This window comes from Streptomyces sp. NPDC029138, from assembly GCF_055564375.1.
On record NZ_JBVHWM010000076.1, the window covers coordinates 1 to 14393 of the forward strand.

The following is a 14393-nucleotide window of genomic DNA, read 5'->3' on the forward strand; positions in this document are numbered from 1 at the left end:
GCATGGTCCGCGAACAGCACGACCTACACCCCCCTACGCTTCCCGGGCCAGTACTACGACCCTGAAACAGGCCTCCACTACAACTACTTCCGCCACTACGACCCCGAAACGGCCCGGTACCTCACACCTGACCCTCTGGGGCTCACGCCCGCGCCCAACCCAGTCGCATACGTCGAAAACCCACACACGTGGCTCGACCATCTCGGACTTGCGCCGGACTGCCCCCCGAAGGGCGAAAAAAGCAATCCGTTTGAGAAGAGAGAAGACGCCGAACGCGCAGCGTTCGAGGTAGCGGGCGTACCCTATGGCACGGTACCTGACGCCGAGTGGACCGTCATGGGAGACAAGAAGCTCATGCACAATCCCGGCCTCGTCTATGCACCAGATCCAACACACTGGGGGAACTTTCGACAATTCGAAACAGAGAACGGGTCCAGAGTAATTGTCGAGCATACACACGACCCTCAGGGAAAACATTTCCACGCCGGAGCACCCAAAGGTTTTACGCAGGAGGAGCGCAGCAGGAACTGGGTGAACTTCGGATGGGACAACACCCAGGAGGGGTACAGAAACATGGTGCGGTACCGCGCCCTGGACAAGCCAGGCGGGGACCACCACTTCTTCTTCAAAGAGTAGAGAACGGACACAGTGAGCGACGACATCAAACTTCGTTTCGAAGCCGCGGACCTTGAGGTCATCGAGCGATTCTCAGGGCCGGGACCAACTGTGGCGGAGGCATTTCATCGGGTGATGCACGTGACGGCAACACCTGTCGTAAAAATTGCCCGAGATTCTCCCGGCTTCGCCGAACGAGTGAACGAAGCATGGGTCGTACACGCGCGACACGCAGGAGTGTTCGCCGACGACGGTTCGTTCCTCGCGGCTGGCAGCCTGGAGTACGGATGGCTTCTTGTGAGGACGACCGACACGACCAACATCCTTTCTTTGCAGGATCCAGAAGGAGACCTCCTGTTCATCGCCCGAGACGTGAGCGGCCACCGTGTTTGCGCTGCGAGTAGGGAAGGAGCCGAGTACTGGATCCTTCGGGAGGACTTTTCCTGACTCAGCTGAGTTCCCCGGCGGCGTCCCGTGCATCAACAGCCGCTCTTACTGCGCTCCCCATAACCTGGTATGGGACGGGCTACCCGGGTAGCGGAGACGACTCAAGAAATGGCGGGCTCCACAAGGACTGACTGTTTCCGCGACCTGCCCCTCGGCCGCTCGCTCCACTTCGATGACGAAGCTCGGACATCCCGTTTCGGTGGCCAGCCCCGGCCCATGGTGGCCATGATTGGCGCATTCGTTCCACTCGATCGGGCCTTTCTGGCCGCCCCACCTATGGTTTCGCCTAGGCCCCCTGGAACAGATCTGCCAATCCCCGCTGCTGCCCCCACCGGCCGCTCGCCGCCAAGCCGGCCCGGCGTGCAGGCGAGGCGCGTCCGCGCACCCTCGCCGACGGACCGCTCCCAGCCGACCCAAGGGCCCGTTACCGCTGGGGCCACCGCCGTTCCGGGCCGCTCGCTCGCTTCTCCCTCGTGCTGGAGCGGGTCGGGTCAAGGGTGGGCCGGAGGCCCATCGCCGAAGGCGACGCGCAGCGCCCTTGACGCGGCCCGTGGAAGCACGACACTGGCCGGGAAGCGAGCGGCCCAGGGGCCACTTGCTCACTCCTCGGTGAACAGCTCCGTCGCGTCCGCTGCGTGTACGGCTCGTTGGGCCCAGGTCTCCAGCTGGTCGAGGTCTGTGCAGGCGTTCACCCGTTCGCGGACGGTGTCGGGCACCGGGATACCGCGCCATTCCAGGATGCGGAGGGTCATTTCCTGGCGGTCCTGGACTCTGCCTTCCTCGCGTACCTGTTCGGCCAGTGGGTGTCGCCAGAAGTACTGGATCGCCGTCATCAAATCCCTCCACATCTGCTTCGCCTGGGGATCGGCCAGGCATGAGTCGACGAACTGCACGAAGACCGCGGCACTGTCGGGGTCGATGGTCCGCAGGGCGGATGCCAGGGACTCCAGTATGGCCGCCGCCCGGGGCCCACGCCCGTGTGTCATCGCCGAGAGCACCGCAAGAGGGACGTCCCGCTCGGCCTGCCGCTCGTCCGCGATCACCGGCACGTTGTCCGGGCCCAGCACCAGCGGCCGTACCGTCAACGAGTCCCACCCCGAGAAACCGAACCGGATCGGACGCGAGGCCCACTTCGCCGTGGCACTGCTCTGCGTGATCACGATCAGCACCGGCTCGCACCGGTACTTCTCGTACAGGTACGACAGGTAGTACGGCCAGCTGCCCCGCTTGCGCTCGTCCACCTTCCCCTGCGACTCGACCACGAGGAGATACGTGCCCTGGTCCGTCTCCGCCCGCAGCAACGTGTCCACCCGGCGCTCGACCGGCTCGATCTCCGTCAGGTCCACGTTCAGCGCCGCGATCTCCCGCGGCTCCGGGAACGGGACATCCAGCACCCGCTGTAACGCCCGCGTCAGCAACGCCGGGTCCTTCTGGAAGATCCGGTGCAGCGCCTCATGCGACGAGCCGACCATCACGCCACCCCCAGCTCACACCACACGTACTTGCCCCTGTCCCCGAACCGCGCCGACGGCTGCCACCCCCAGTACTCCGCGCAGGCCATCACCAGCCCCAGCCCCCGCCCCTCCTCCTCCAACCCCGCAGCCTGCCCCAACGGCACCGGCGGCTCAGGGGGCGCCGGGTCCGTGTCCCACGCGCCGATCCACACCACCCCCTCCCTGGAGCGGCGTACCCGCAACGCCGCCGGCCCCTTCGTGTGCCGTACCGCGTTCGACACCAGTTCCGACGCGAGGAGTTCAGCCGTCTCCACCAATCCCGTCAGCCCGTGCAGGGTCAGGATCACCCGCAGGGTGCGGCGGCAGACGGTCACGGCTCTGGGGTCGTTGGGGATGTAGAGCGTGTAGTCCCAGGGTTCGTTTTCGGGCATGACTCATCAGCTCCAGCCAGTGAGTGGGGTTTCCGCGCGGCGGTGGCATTGCCGCAGCCGTCATGGCGGGACGGCACGGTGCGCTTCCGCAGCGTGTGCGATGCGTCACCGACGGTAGGGCATAAATTTAATCCGCAGCAAGCCGGTCGCGTAACCTTGCCCTCGAACGAGTCGCGTCACCAGGGCCGTTGAGGAGAGAGGACGCCGTGCCGGCACGACGGAACCCCACAGCACGCCAGGTTCGCCTGGGCACCGAACTGCGGAGACTCCGCGAGGCCGCTGGGCTCAAGGCGACGGAGGCGGCGGCCCTGCTCGGGACGAACTCCGTACAGATGAGCCAGATCGAGTCCGGCATCGCAGGGGTGAGCGAGCAGCGCGTGCGTCGGCTCGCCGCCAACTACGCCTGTTCGGACGACGCCTTGATCGACGCTCTGGCAGCCATGGCGACGGACCGGACACACGGCTGGTGGGAGGAGTACCGGGGTGTTCTCCCCGCCGCCTATCAGGATCTCGCCGAGCTGGACCATCACGCGCGGTTCCGCAAGGACGTGGCGGTCATCCACGTGCCGGGGCTCCTTCAGACGGAGGACTATGCCCGGGCCCTCTTCGCCTACATGAACCCGGAGTTCCCGGAGAGCGAGGTGGACCTTCGCGTGGAGCACCGGATGAAGCGGAGGGTCGTCATCGACGGGCCCGACCCCATCCCGTACGAGACCGTGATCCACGAGGCGGCGCTCCGCATCCGGGTGGCCGGACGCGCCGCTTCCCGTGCTCAGCTCGGCCGCGTCCTGGAGATTTCCGAGGCCGAGCACGTCACCGTTCAGGTCGTCCCGTTCGCGCTGGACGACTTCGCAGGAGCCGGAAGCGCCATGGTGCACCTGGGTGGAGCGGTTCCCCGGCTGGACACCGTCGTGCGCGACGCTCCGCACGGCACGGCGTTCATCGACTCCGAAGCACAGCTGGACCACTTTCGAAGGCTGTTCCGTAGGGTGAGGGAGCAGGCGCTGTCCCCCGAGCGGTCGCGCGACCTCATCCACCAGTTGGCGAAGGAGCTGTGAGGACCGGTGATCACCCCCACCACGTGGAAGAAGTCGTCCTTCTCCGGTGGAGGTGAGGGCAACGACTGCGTCGAAGTCGCCCACCTGGACACCCACATATCCATCCGCGACTCCAAAGCCCCCACCCAAGCCACCCTCACCTTCCCGGCCCGCGTCTTCGCCACCTTCGTCGAGGCCCTGAAGGCGGTCCCCTCCGCGGACTGAGAGGGCGCCTCGGCATCGCCCCGCCGTTTCCGGTCGTTCCCTCCGCTCATGCTTGACCTGATCATGCCAACCCCCCACCATGAGCGCCAACCCGCACAGCAAGCCCACAGCGAGCCCACAGGGAGCCCGACCGAAGGCCCCCGTCGGTTCGCATCCGCACGTCGCACGGGAACACCCCACCTCCACCCCACAAGGAGAGTTCATGCGACTTCGCATCCGCGGCTCCGGCGCGCGTGGCGGCAGACGTACCGCCGCTCTCGGTGCGCTGCTGGCCCTCGCCCTCGCCGCCCCGGTCTCGGCCGGCCTCGACCATGCCACCGCCGACAGCGTGCGCAGGGCCGGATCGGTCGACGACGGCATTCGGCAGTACGAGATCCATCAGCGCACGACCCCCGTGACGCGTACGGCCATCCAGGCGACCGGTGTCACCGTCGACGAGGCCGACGAAGAGACCGTCGTCGTGTCCGGACGGGCCGGGCAGATCCGGAAGCTCCGGCGACTCGGTTACGACGTGCAGCCGTTGGGGGCGGTCCCGCAGCGATCCGGGGCACGGCTCTACGACTTCCCCAGTGCCGACGCGAAGTACCACAACTACGCCGAGACGAACGCCGAGATCGACCAGCGGCTCGCCGCCTACCCGGGCATCATGAGCAAGCGGGTGATCGGGAAGTCGTACCAGGGGCGGAACATCGTCGCCATCAAGGTCAGTGACAACGTCGGCACCGACGAGGACGAGCCCGAGGTGCTGTTCACCGCGCATCAGCACGCGCGGGAGCATCTGACCGTGGAGATGGCGCTCTACCTGCTGCGCGAACTCGGCGCGGGGTACGGGTCCGACTCCCGGATCACCGACATCGTCAACAGCCGGGAGATCTGGATCATTCCTGATCTGAATCCGGACGGGGGCGAGTACGACATCGCCAGTGGGTCGTACCGGTCGTGGCGGAAGAACCGGCAGCCCAACTCCGGTTCCTCGTACGTCGGTACGGACCTCAATCGGAACTGGAACCACAAGTGGGGCTGCTGCGGCGGGTCGTCAGGGTCGACGTCCTCCGAGACCTACCGCGGGTCCGCCGCCGAGTCCGCGCCCGAGGTGAAGGTCGTCTCCGACTTCGTGCGCGGCCGGGTCGTCGGCGGCAAGCAGCAGATCAAGGCCGGGATCGACTTCCACACCTACAGCGAGCTGGTGCTGTGGCCGTTCGGGTACACCTACGCGGACACCGCCACCGGCATGACCGCGGACGACGCCGCCGCGTTCAAGGCCGTGGGGCGGAAGATGGCCGCCAGCAACGGGTACACGGCGGAGCAGTCCAGTGACCTGTACATCACCGACGGGTCCATCGACGACTATCTCTGGGGCGTGCACAAGATCTTCGACTACACCTTCGAGATGTATCCGACGTCCAGTTCCGGAGGCGGGTTCTACCCGCCCGACGAAGTCATCGAGCGGGAGACCTCCCGGAACAAGGACGCCGTGTTGCAGCTGCTGGAGAACGCCGACTGCATGTACCGGTCGATCGGCAAGGCCGCCCAGTACTGCGGTTAGCGGCTAGGCCTCCTCGAAGTAGGCGTCGAGCACCGCGTCCAGCTGCTCGTCCCACTCCTTGAAGCGCGCCCTGGCCGCCGCCTCGATCTCGATCGGGTACCAGCGGCGGTCAGGGGTGTGCACGGTGATCGTGAAGCGCTTGCCGAAGCGGGGCGACTCCGTCTCCACCGCCGCGATCTCGTCCCAGCGGAACTCGCAGGCCTCCTCGTCCAGGGTGAGGCGGACGCCCTTGCGGTCGGCCACTATCCGCGCCCGGCGGTCGGACGCCTCGAAGACCGGGCCGTCGGCCTCGTCTTCGGCGTCCGGCCCGTCGACGTCTTCAGCGTCCGCCTCAGCGAGGTCCGCCCGTTCGGAGGACGCCGGTTCGGAGGACGCCGGTTCGGAAGACGGCGGCTCCTCGGCCCGCTTCGGCTCCGCCCCCTTCGGCTCCGGCGACTTCGTCACCCCGTCCGTCGGCGTCGGACCCGTGATCCCCGGGACGAAGGCCGGGTCGAAACCGGCGCCCAACACGGGCTCCGCCTTCACCGGTTCGGCCTTCAGCGGCTCGGCTTTCAACGGCTCGGCCTTCGACGGCTCGGCCTTCGACGGCTCCGCGGCCTCGGTCGGCTTGCTGCTCGATCCTATGCGCTGCTCCACGGCGGCAGTATGGACGACTTCCCTGTGCCGGAACCAGTCAGCTCACGAACACGCTGACCACCGCCGCCACCGCGAACCCCGCCAGTGACAGCACCGACTCCAGGACCGTCCAGGTCCGCAGCGTGTCCCGTTCGCTGATGCCGAAGTACTTGGCCACCATCCAGAATCCGCCGTCGTTGACGTGCGAGGCGAAGATGGAGCCCGCCGAGATGGCCATGATGACGAGGGCCGTGAAGGCCTGCGAGTGGTGGCCCTCGGACAGCAGCGGCGCCACGATGCCCGCCGTCGTCACGATCGCGACCGTCGCCGAGCCCTGGGCGACCCGCAGGACCACCGAGATCAGGTAGGAGAGGACGATCACGGGCAGGCCCACGTCGTGGAAGGTGTCCGACAGCGCCTGCGCCACCCCGCTCGCCTTCAGTACGGCACCGAAGACGCCGCCCGCGCCGACGACCAGCAGGATGTTGCCGATCGGCTTCAGGGACGCCGTCGACACCGTCTCCAGGGACTTGCGGGACCAGCCGCGGCGGATGCCGAGCAGGTAGTAGGCGAGGAGGAGGGCGATCGTCAGGGCGACGAAGGGGCTGCCGAAGAACTCGACGACCGAGCGGCCGGTGGACGGGTCGAAGGCGATCGAGGAGAAGGTGGCGGCGAGGATCAGGATCAGCGGCGTACCGATGATGGCGAGGACCGTGCCGAGCGGCACGGGCTCCTCGCGCGGCTCGACACCGGAGGCGCGCTGCTCCTCGATGACGGCCTGCCTGGCCTCCGCCGCCGCCTCCACCATGTCCTGCGGTACGGCCACGAAGATGCGGCGGCCGATCCACGCGGAGAACGCCCAGGCGGCCAGCACGGCGGGGATGCCGCAGACGACGCCCATGAGGATGACCCAGCCGAGGTCGACGTGGAGCAGTCCGGCGGCGGCCACCGGGCCCGGGTGCGGGGGCAGGAAGGCGTGGGTCATCGACAGGCCGGCCAGCAGGGGCAGGCAGTACAGGAGGATGGACCTGCCGCTGCGCTTGGCGGCGGCGTAGACGATCGGCGCCAGGACGAAGATGCCGACGTCGAAGAAGACCGGGATGCCGAAGATGAGGCCGGTCAGGCCCATCGCGAGGGGGGCTCGGCGCTCGCCGAACAGGGTCAGCAGGCGCGAGGCCAGTACCTCCGCGCCGCCGCTGACCTCCAGGACGGCGCCGAGCATGGTGCCGAGGCCGATGATTATCGCGACGTGGCCGAGGATGCCGCCCATGCCGGACTCGATGGTCGACACCGCGTCCGAGCGCTGGACCGTGCCGAAGAGTTCGGTGACCGACAGGCCGGCCAGCAGGCCGACGGCTATGGAGACGGTGAGCAGGGCGACGAACGGCTGGAGCCTGACCTTGATGATCAGGAAGAGGAGCAGGGCGATGCCCACGGCGGCGACCGTGAGCAGTCCGGCCGTGCCGTCGACGAGGAGGAGCAGGCCTCCGGTGTGGGGTGGTGTGGCGGGAGCGGGGGCGGCGAGCGGATAGGACATAGGGGGTCCTCTACGTAAATGCATACTGCTTTCGGGCAGGGGGGAGCGCGGCACGGCGCCCCGTGAGGTGCCGTGCCGTACAGGACGTGCGGGAGATACGGGGGGTGAGGGGACGTCAGCCCAGGACGGCGAGCGCGTCGATCTCGATGAGGAGGCCGGCCGGCAGGCCGACGTAGACCGTCGTGCGGGCGGCGGGCGGCTGGGCGAGGCCCTGCTCCTCGAAGTAGGCGTTGTAGATCTCGTTCATCTCGGCGAAGTGGTCGACGTCGGTGAGGTAGACGCGGATCATCATCACGTCGTCCCAGCTCGCGCCTCCCTCCTCCAGGATCGCCTTGACGTTGGCGAGGGTCTGGAGGGTCTGCTCGCGCAGGGTGGGGCCGGCGGGCGTCGGGGGCTTGCCCTCCTCGGCGGGCAGGAAGCCGACCTGGCCGGCGACCTGGAGGATGTTGCCCTTCCGCACGCCGTGCGAGAACTTCGCGGGCGGGGTGGTGTGGGTCTTCGGGGTGAGCGCGATCTTGTCGGTCATGCGGTGCGGTCCTTCACTGGGGTGCGTCCGGAGTACTCGCCGCTGATCGCGTCCGCCGTACGGCGCACCAGCGGGAGCAGGGTGAGGAGTTCCTCGGCGGTGACGACCACGTTCGGCGCGGACACCGACATGGCGGCGACCACCCGGCCGTCGGCGCCGCGGATGGGGGCGGCGACGCAGTTGATGGACTCCTCGTGGCCACCGAGGTCGGTGGCCCAGCCCTGTTCGCGCACCGTGGCCAGCTCCTTCAGGAAGGCCTCGGCGTGGGGGGTCGAACGGGGCGTGTACAGGGGGTAGTCGAGCTGCTCGGCGAGGGTGCGGCGCTCGGGTTCGGGCAGGTCGGCGAGGAGGAGCTTGGCCACGGCGGCGACGGTGATCGCGACGGGCTTGCCGATCCGGGAGTACATGCGGACCGGGTAGCGGCTCTCGACCTTGTCGATGTACAGCACCTCGTTCTCCTCGTAGACGGCGAGGTGGACGGTGTGTCCGCAGCTCTCGTTGAGCCGTACGAGGTGGGGGTGGGCGATCTCGCGGATGTCGAGGTTCTCCATCGCCTCCTGGGCGAGGGCGAAGAGGCGGGCGCCGAGGCGGTAGCGCTGGTCGGACTGGCGGTAGACCAGGCCGTGTTCGTGCAGGGTGCGCAGGAGGCGGAGGGCCGTGGACTTGTGCACGCCGAGGCGGTCGGCGACCTGGCCGAGGTCGGCGGGGCCCTCGGCGAGCAGCGGCAGGATGCTCAGGGCGCGGTCGACGGTCTGACTCATGGGATGTTCGCCTCCTCCTCGGCCTGCTCGGCTTGCGTCCAGCCGGGGCCGAGTCGAAGTCTCCCCCATGCGTCGTCGTCCAGGGCGGCGAGGCGGTCGGCGTGGCCACGGGCGGGGGGTGCGGCCAGGTCTCCGGGGGTGGTGAGGGCGGCGGCGGCGAAGAGGTGGCCGTGGCGGAGGCGGTCCCTGACGGTCAGCCCCCGCAGGGTCGCCGAGAGGAATCCTGCGGCGAAGGCGTCTCCGGCGCCGGTGGTCGCTACGACGACTGTGTTGAGGGCGGGTTCGAAGGTGGGCGGGGCTGTGGCGGGCCGGGGATCGGCCGCACAGCCCGGCGCTGACGGGGTGCCGTCCGCGCCCAGCCGTGCCGCCCCAGCGGCACGACTGCCCGCGGGAAGCGAGTGTGGCTGCCCGCCGCGCGTGTCCGCGGCGAGCGGCAGGGTCGGCGCGCCGTCGCCGGCCCCGCGCGCCCGGCCAGCCACGCACGGACGTGCGAAAGCCGTCGCTCCCTTCGCCCCCTGCTTCACCACCAGCACCGCCGGCTCCGGCAGCAGCCTCCGGATCGCCTCGGGGCCTCCCGTGACGTCCCACGCCTGCTCCGCCTCGTCGGCGCCGACGAACACGATGTCCGCGCGCCGCGCCAGATCCAGCAGCAGTTGGGCGTCCTCGCCGTCGCCCCACAGTCCCGGGCGGTAGTTCACGTCGAAGGAGACCAGTGGGCGCCCCGGGGCGGGGGCCGTCAGCTCGTGCAACAGGTCCCGGCACTCGTCCGACAGCGCGGCCGTGATACCGGTCAGGTGGAGGACGCGGGCCGAGCGGGCCGCCGTCAGGTCGACGTTCCCCGGCGACATCGCCGACGCCGCCGAGCCCGCTCGGTAGTACGCCACCTCGTGCGCGCCCGTTCCCCGGTCCCCGGCGGTGCGGAAGTAGACGCCCGTGGGCCGGTCGGGGTCCCGGTGTACGGCGGTGACGTCGACGCCGTATCCGGCGATCCGCTCCAGCAGGTGGTCGCCGAAGCCGTCCGCGCCGACGCGGCTGACCCAGCGTGCCGTGTGCCCGAAGGCGGCCAGGGCGCAGGCCACGTTGGACTCGGCGCCGCCGATGGCCCGGTCGAAGGAGGGGACGTCGGCGAGGCGGCCGGGGCGGCTGGGCAGGAAGGTGACCATGGACTCGCCGAGCGCCACCACGTCCACGTCCGCGACATCCCGTGTGCGCGCAACCGCAACGGCCGAGGCGTAAGCAGCGTCGTTGATGATGACTCCCGTCGATCGCCGGGCCGGCGGATCCGTTGACCCGGTGTTCGGCGAGATGCTAGACACCAGTAAGCACTGCACGCAATGGCTGTTGCAGAGAACGCAACGCCCGAGAGGGGCTCCATGGGCACCGAAGCGCTCACCCGCCTTGCCGAGGAACGTGTCGACCACCGCTTCAAGGGCCTCCCCCCGGACGCCGACGGCCTCACCGTCGCCGAGCTGGCCGCCCAGCGCCGCAACCTCTTCCGGGACGGCGACGGCTTCACCACCCCCGTCCTCGCGCTGTCCGCCGAGCGCCTGGAGCACAACCTCGCGCTGATGGAGACGTACGCCGCCCGGCACGGCCTCGCCTTCGCCCCGCACGGCAAGACGTCCATGGCCCCGCAGCTCTTCCAGCGCCAGATCGAGCACGGCGCCTGGGGGATCACGCTCGCGGTGCCCCACCAGGTGCGGGTGGCCCGGGCGTTCGGCGTCCAGCGGGTCTTCCTCGCCAACGAGCTGGTGGACGCCCCCGCCCTGCGCTGGATCGCCGGGGAGCTGGCCGCCGACCCGGAGTTCCGGTTCGTCTGTTACGTCGACTCCGTGCGCGGGGTGGAGCTGATGGACGCGGCCCTCGCGGGCACCGCCCGCCCGGTGGACGTCGTGATCGAACTGGGCGCGGGCGAGGGGGCCCGTACCGGCCTGCGCACGGAGGCGGAGGGCGCGGCCGTCGCCGCGGCGGTGGCCGCCGTACCGACCCTGCGTCTGGTCGGCGCGGCGGGGTACGAGGGCGAGGTGCCGCGGGCCGATCCTGAGCGCGTGCGGTCGTATCTGCGGCGGCTGGTGGCGCTGGCCGCCGACCTCGACAAGAGCGGGCGGTTCGACGATGCCGGGGAGATCGTGGTGAGCGCGGGCGGCAGCGCCTGGTTCGACGCGGTCGCCGACGTCTTCGCCGGGATTCCCGCACTGTCGAAGCCGGTACTGAAGTTGCTGCGCTCGGGCGCGTACGTCTCGCACGACGACGGGCACTACCGCAGGCTCACCCCGTTCGGCCGGGTGCCCGAGGAGGGCGCGCTGGAGCCCGCCTTCCGGCTGTGGGCGCAGGTCGTCTCCCGGCCGACCCCCGAGCAGGCCTTCGCCAACGCGGGCAAGCGCGACGCGGCCTACGACCTGGACCTGCCGACCGCCCAGGTGGTACGCCGGAACGGCGAGGAGCGCCCGGCCACCGGCATCACCGTGACCGGACTGTCCGACCAGCACGCCTGGCTGCGCACGGACCCGGAGGCGGACCTGGAGGTCGGTGACTGGGTCGGCTTCGGTCTGTCCCACCCGTGCACGTCCTTCGACAAGTGGCAGCTGATCCCGGTGGCCGAGGCGGACGGCACGGTCGTCGACTACATCCGTACGTTCTTCTAGGAGGCCCCCGTGGAGGACCTGGTCGTCCGGGACGCCGACGTCGTCGACGGCAGCGGGGCGGACGCGTACCGCGCCGATGTCGTGATCGACGCCGGCCGGATCGTCTCGATCGTGAAGGAGGCCGCCGCGGCGGGCTGCCAACGCCCGCGTGCCATGCGGGAGATCGACGCGGAGGGCCTGGTCCTCTCCCCCGGCTTCATCGACATGCACGCCCACTCCGACCTGGCCCTGCTGCGCGACCCCGACCACAGCGCGAAGGCCGCGCAGGGGGTCACGCTGGAGGTCCTGGGGCAGGACGGGCTGTCGTACGCACCGGTGGACGACCGCACGCTGGAGGAGGTGCGCCGGGCGATCACCGGCTGGAACGGGTACGGCGAGGACATCGACTTCGACTGGCGGAGCGTCGGCGAGTACCTGGACCGGCTGGACCGGGGCATCGCCGTGAACGCGGCCTATCTGATCCCGCAGGGCACGGTCCGGGCGCTCGTCGTCGGCTGGGAGGACCGCGCGGCGACCCCCGAAGAGCTGGACCGGATGCGGCGGTTGGTGGCCGAGGGGCTGGAACAGGGCGCGGTCGGGCTGTCCTCGGGGCTGACCTACACGCCGGGGATGTACGCCGAGGACGCCGAACTGACCGAGCTGTGCCGCGTGGTGGCGTCCTACGGCGGCTACTACTGCCCGCACCACCGCTCCTACGGCGCCGGCGCCCTGGAGGCCTACGCCGAGATGGTGGACCTGGCCCGGGAGGCGGGCTGCCCGCTGCATCTCGCGCACGCGACGATGAACTTCGGCGTGAACAAGGGCCGGGCACCGGAGCTGCTCGCCCTGCTCGACCGGGCCCTGGAGGCGGGCGCGGACATCACGCTGGACACCTATCCGTACACCCCCGGCTGCACCACGCTGGCCGCGCTGCTGCCGAGCTGGGCGAGCGAGGGCGGCCCGGAGGAGATCCTGGCCCGGCTCAGCGACCCGGCGACGGCCGAGCGCGTCCGGCACGACCTGGAGGTCACCGGCTCGGACGGCTGCCACGGCGTGCCGGTGGAGTGGGAGACGATCGAGATCTCCGGGGTGACCGAGCCGGGCCTGGCCGAGTTCGTGGGCCGTACGGTCCGGGAGGCGGCGGAGCTGCGCGGAGAGACCCCCTGGGCCACGGCGCACCGGCTGCTGGTCGCGGACCGGCTCGGGACGACCATCCTCCAGCACGTCGGCCACGAGGAGAACGTCCGGGCGATCATGCGGCACCGCGCGCACACCGGCGGCTCCGACGGCATCCTGCGGGGCAGCAAGCCGCACCCGCGCGCGTACGGCACCTTCCCGCGCTATCTCGGCCACTATGTGCGCGAGTTGGCGGTGCTGACGCTGGAGGAGTGCGTGGCGCACCTCACCTCCCGGCCCGCGGCGCGGCTGCGACTGCCGGACCGCGGGCTGGTGCGCGAGGGCTACCGGGCCGACCTGGTGCTGTTCGACCCGCGGACGGTCGCGCCCGGCGCCACCTTCGCCGAGCCCCGCAGGCTGCCGACCGGTATCCCGTACGTGCTGGTCGACGGCCGGTTCGTCATCGAGGACGGCAGGCGGACGGACGTCCTGGCGGGGCGGTCCGTCCGCCGTACACCGCTGTGAACCGTGCTTACGGCTTGGGCAGGGTGCAGCCGGCGGCGCTCAGGTTGAGCTTGTTGCCGGTGGTGAAGCAGGCCGGGATGTTGTAGGTCTCCTCGGCGTAGTTGATGCCCTGGCGGACGGTGATGTTGCCGCTCGCGTCGACCTCGCACGGGTTGTTCACCGTGCACTGCTGGCCGTCCTCGTTGCCGGTGTTGTTGACGGCGACCACCTTGCCGGTGGCGGTGTCGATGACCGGGGAGCCGGAGGTGCCGCCGATGGTGTCGCAGGCGGAGGTGTAGCGGACCGAGTCCTTCCAGGTCCAGTCGCCCTCCTTCAGCCGGTAGACGAACCCGTCGATGGCGCAGCTGTAGACGCGCTTCCAGTAGCCGGAGACCACCTTGATGGCGGTGCCGGCGACCGGGTGCGTGTCCTGCACGGTGAGCGGGCTGATGCCGTACGAGTTCCTGATCGCCGCGTACGTGGTGGTGGTGCGGTAGATCGTGACGTCCGTGTCCGTCATGGTCGAGTAGACGACCTGGTTGGCGCGGAGGGTGGCGACCTTGGTCCCGGCGGAGTTCAGCAGGCCGAAGGTACGGCTGGAGGACTGGCCGGTGATGACCTCGCCGGGGTCCGGGAAGCCGGTCTCCAGGCAGTGACCGTTCGTCAGCACGAGGGCCGGGTCGGCGTCGGCGGAGCCCGGGAAGCGGATGACGGAGCCGGAGCAGTTGCTGAGCGAGACGGTGCCGGCGAAGTCGACGGTGACCGCGGCGGCCTTGGCTGAGTGCGGGGTGGTGGTCTGGGCGGCCGGGTGGGGTGCGGCGATCGCGGGGGTCGCGCCCAGCCCGGCGATGGCCAGGGAGGAGAGCGCGGCAAGGAGAGGCTTGTGCACGTGGGGGTCCCCTCTTACGACTTGGGCGACCGGAGTCCTCCGGTCGCCCATTGGGTTGTCATGCGC

The 14393-nt window shown here is 69.9% G+C and carries 15 protein-coding genes; 7 read left to right on the top strand and 8 right to left on the bottom strand.

Features of this window, described 5'->3' with window-relative positions; translation table 11 throughout:
* On the top strand, nt 1-636 hold a 636-nt coding region (locus ACZ4WH_RS37465; protein WP_468189391.1), incomplete at its 5' end, for an RHS repeat-associated core domain-containing protein.
* Nucleotides 637-648: 12 nt separating this feature from the next.
* Nucleotides 649-1062 (top strand): hypothetical protein, encoded by a 414-nt coding sequence (locus tag ACZ4WH_RS37470; RefSeq protein WP_468189393.1) that lies wholly within the window; start codon nt 649-651, stop codon nt 1060-1062.
* A gap of 599 nt (nt 1063-1661) precedes the next feature.
* On the opposite strand, the gene ACZ4WH_RS37475 is transcribed toward ACZ4WH_RS37470, so the two are convergent.
* A complete protein-coding gene (locus ACZ4WH_RS37475) occupies nt 1662-2534 on the bottom strand; it encodes an RpnC/YadD family protein (RefSeq protein WP_468189395.1) in 873 nt (290 codons plus the stop codon).
* A complete protein-coding gene (locus ACZ4WH_RS37480) occupies nt 2534-2947 on the bottom strand; it encodes an ATP-binding protein (RefSeq protein ID WP_468189397.1) in 414 nt (137 codons plus the stop codon). The genes ACZ4WH_RS37475 and ACZ4WH_RS37480 overlap by 1 nt, the downstream gene beginning before the upstream one ends.
* Before the next feature lie 206 nt (nt 2948-3153).
* On the opposite strand from ACZ4WH_RS37480, the gene ACZ4WH_RS37485 reads away from it, so the two are divergent.
* The 3 genes from ACZ4WH_RS37485 to ACZ4WH_RS37495 all read left to right on the top strand — a co-directional run bounded on the left by ACZ4WH_RS37485 (nt 3154) and on the right by ACZ4WH_RS37495 (nt 5755).
* Nucleotides 3154-4005 (top strand): helix-turn-helix domain-containing protein, encoded by an 852-nt coding sequence (locus tag ACZ4WH_RS37485; protein ID WP_468189399.1) that lies wholly within the window; start codon nt 3154-3156, stop codon nt 4003-4005.
* Between the two features lie 6 nt (nt 4006-4011).
* On the top strand, nt 4012-4209 hold the full coding sequence (locus ACZ4WH_RS37490) for a DUF397 domain-containing protein (RefSeq protein ID WP_468189401.1): 198 nt from the start codon (nt 4012-4014) through the stop codon (nt 4207-4209).
* Between the two features lie 202 nt (nt 4210-4411).
* On the top strand, nt 4412-5755 hold the full coding sequence (locus tag ACZ4WH_RS37495; protein WP_468189403.1) for a M14 family metallopeptidase: 1344 nt from the start codon (nt 4412-4414) through the stop codon (nt 5753-5755).
* 3 nt (nt 5756-5758) lie between these two features.
* Here ACZ4WH_RS37495 and ACZ4WH_RS37500 read toward each other — a convergent pair whose 3' ends face one another.
* The 5 genes from ACZ4WH_RS37500 to ACZ4WH_RS37520 form a co-directional block, all read right to left on the bottom strand.
* Nucleotides 5759-6391: a hypothetical protein gene (locus tag ACZ4WH_RS37500; RefSeq protein ID WP_468189405.1), complete on the bottom strand. Its 633-nt coding sequence runs from the start codon at nt 6389-6391 to the stop codon at nt 5759-5761.
* A gap of 37 nt (nt 6392-6428) precedes the next feature.
* Nucleotides 6429-7907, bottom strand: a complete 1479-nt coding sequence (locus tag ACZ4WH_RS37505) for a GntP family permease (RefSeq protein WP_468189407.1) — start codon at nt 7905-7907, stop codon at nt 6429-6431.
* 115 nt (nt 7908-8022) lie between these two features.
* Complete coding sequence (locus tag ACZ4WH_RS37510) at nt 8023-8433, bottom strand: RidA family protein (RefSeq protein ID WP_468189409.1); 411 nt, start codon at nt 8431-8433, stop codon at nt 8023-8025.
* Nucleotides 8430-9194 (bottom strand): IclR family transcriptional regulator, encoded by a 765-nt coding sequence (locus tag ACZ4WH_RS37515; protein WP_468189411.1) that lies wholly within the window; start codon nt 9192-9194, stop codon nt 8430-8432. The genes ACZ4WH_RS37510 and ACZ4WH_RS37515 overlap by 4 nt, the downstream gene beginning before the upstream one ends.
* Complete coding sequence (locus ACZ4WH_RS37520) at nt 9191-10357, bottom strand: sugar kinase (RefSeq protein ID WP_468189472.1); 1167 nt, start codon at nt 10355-10357, stop codon at nt 9191-9193. The genes ACZ4WH_RS37515 and ACZ4WH_RS37520 overlap by 4 nt, the downstream gene beginning before the upstream one ends.
* 210 nt (nt 10358-10567) lie before the next feature.
* Between ACZ4WH_RS37520 and ACZ4WH_RS37525 the strand changes: the two genes are divergently transcribed.
* Nucleotides 10568-11839, top strand: coding sequence for an amino acid deaminase (locus tag ACZ4WH_RS37525; protein WP_468189413.1), 1272 nt, complete (start codon nt 10568-10570; stop codon nt 11837-11839).
* Between the two features lie 9 nt (nt 11840-11848).
* On the top strand, nt 11849-13459 hold the full coding sequence (locus tag ACZ4WH_RS37530; protein ID WP_468189415.1) for an N-acyl-D-amino-acid deacylase family protein: 1611 nt from the start codon (nt 11849-11851) through the stop codon (nt 13457-13459).
* 7 nt (nt 13460-13466) lie between these two features.
* Here the strand turns inward: ACZ4WH_RS37530 and ACZ4WH_RS37535 are convergent, their stop codons facing one another.
* On the bottom strand, nt 13467-14327 hold the full coding sequence (locus ACZ4WH_RS37535) for a trypsin-like serine peptidase (RefSeq protein WP_468189417.1): 861 nt from the start codon (nt 14325-14327) through the stop codon (nt 13467-13469).
* Between the last annotated feature and the right edge of the window lie 66 nt (nt 14328-14393).

What these genes read in the sequence shown, in the direction of transcription:
- ACZ4WH_RS37475 (WP_468189395.1), bottom strand. Translation starts at nt 2,534, where the DNA reads ATGGTCGGCTCGTCGCATGAGGCGCTGCACCGGATCTTCCAGAAGGAC.
- ACZ4WH_RS37480 (WP_468189397.1), bottom strand. Translation starts at nt 2,947, where the DNA reads ATGCCCGAAAACGAACCCTGGGACTACACGCTCTACATCCCCAACGAC.
- ACZ4WH_RS37495 (WP_468189403.1), top strand. Translation starts at nt 4,412, where the DNA reads ATGCGACTTCGCATCCGCGGCTCCGGCGCGCGTGGCGGCAGACGTACC.
- ACZ4WH_RS37505 (WP_468189407.1), bottom strand. Translation starts at nt 7,907, where the DNA reads ATGTCCTATCCGCTCGCCGCCCCCGCTCCCGCCACACCACCCCACACC.
- ACZ4WH_RS37510 (WP_468189409.1), bottom strand. Translation starts at nt 8,433, where the DNA reads ATGACCGACAAGATCGCGCTCACCCCGAAGACCCACACCACCCCGCCC.
- ACZ4WH_RS37515 (WP_468189411.1), bottom strand. Translation starts at nt 9,194, where the DNA reads ATGAGTCAGACCGTCGACCGCGCCCTGAGCATCCTGCCGCTGCTCGCC.
- ACZ4WH_RS37520 (WP_468189472.1), bottom strand. Translation starts at nt 10,357, where the DNA reads ATGGTCACCTTCCTGCCCAGCCGCCCCGGCCGCCTCGCCGACGTCCCC.
- ACZ4WH_RS37525 (WP_468189413.1), top strand. Translation starts at nt 10,568, where the DNA reads ATGGGCACCGAAGCGCTCACCCGCCTTGCCGAGGAACGTGTCGACCAC.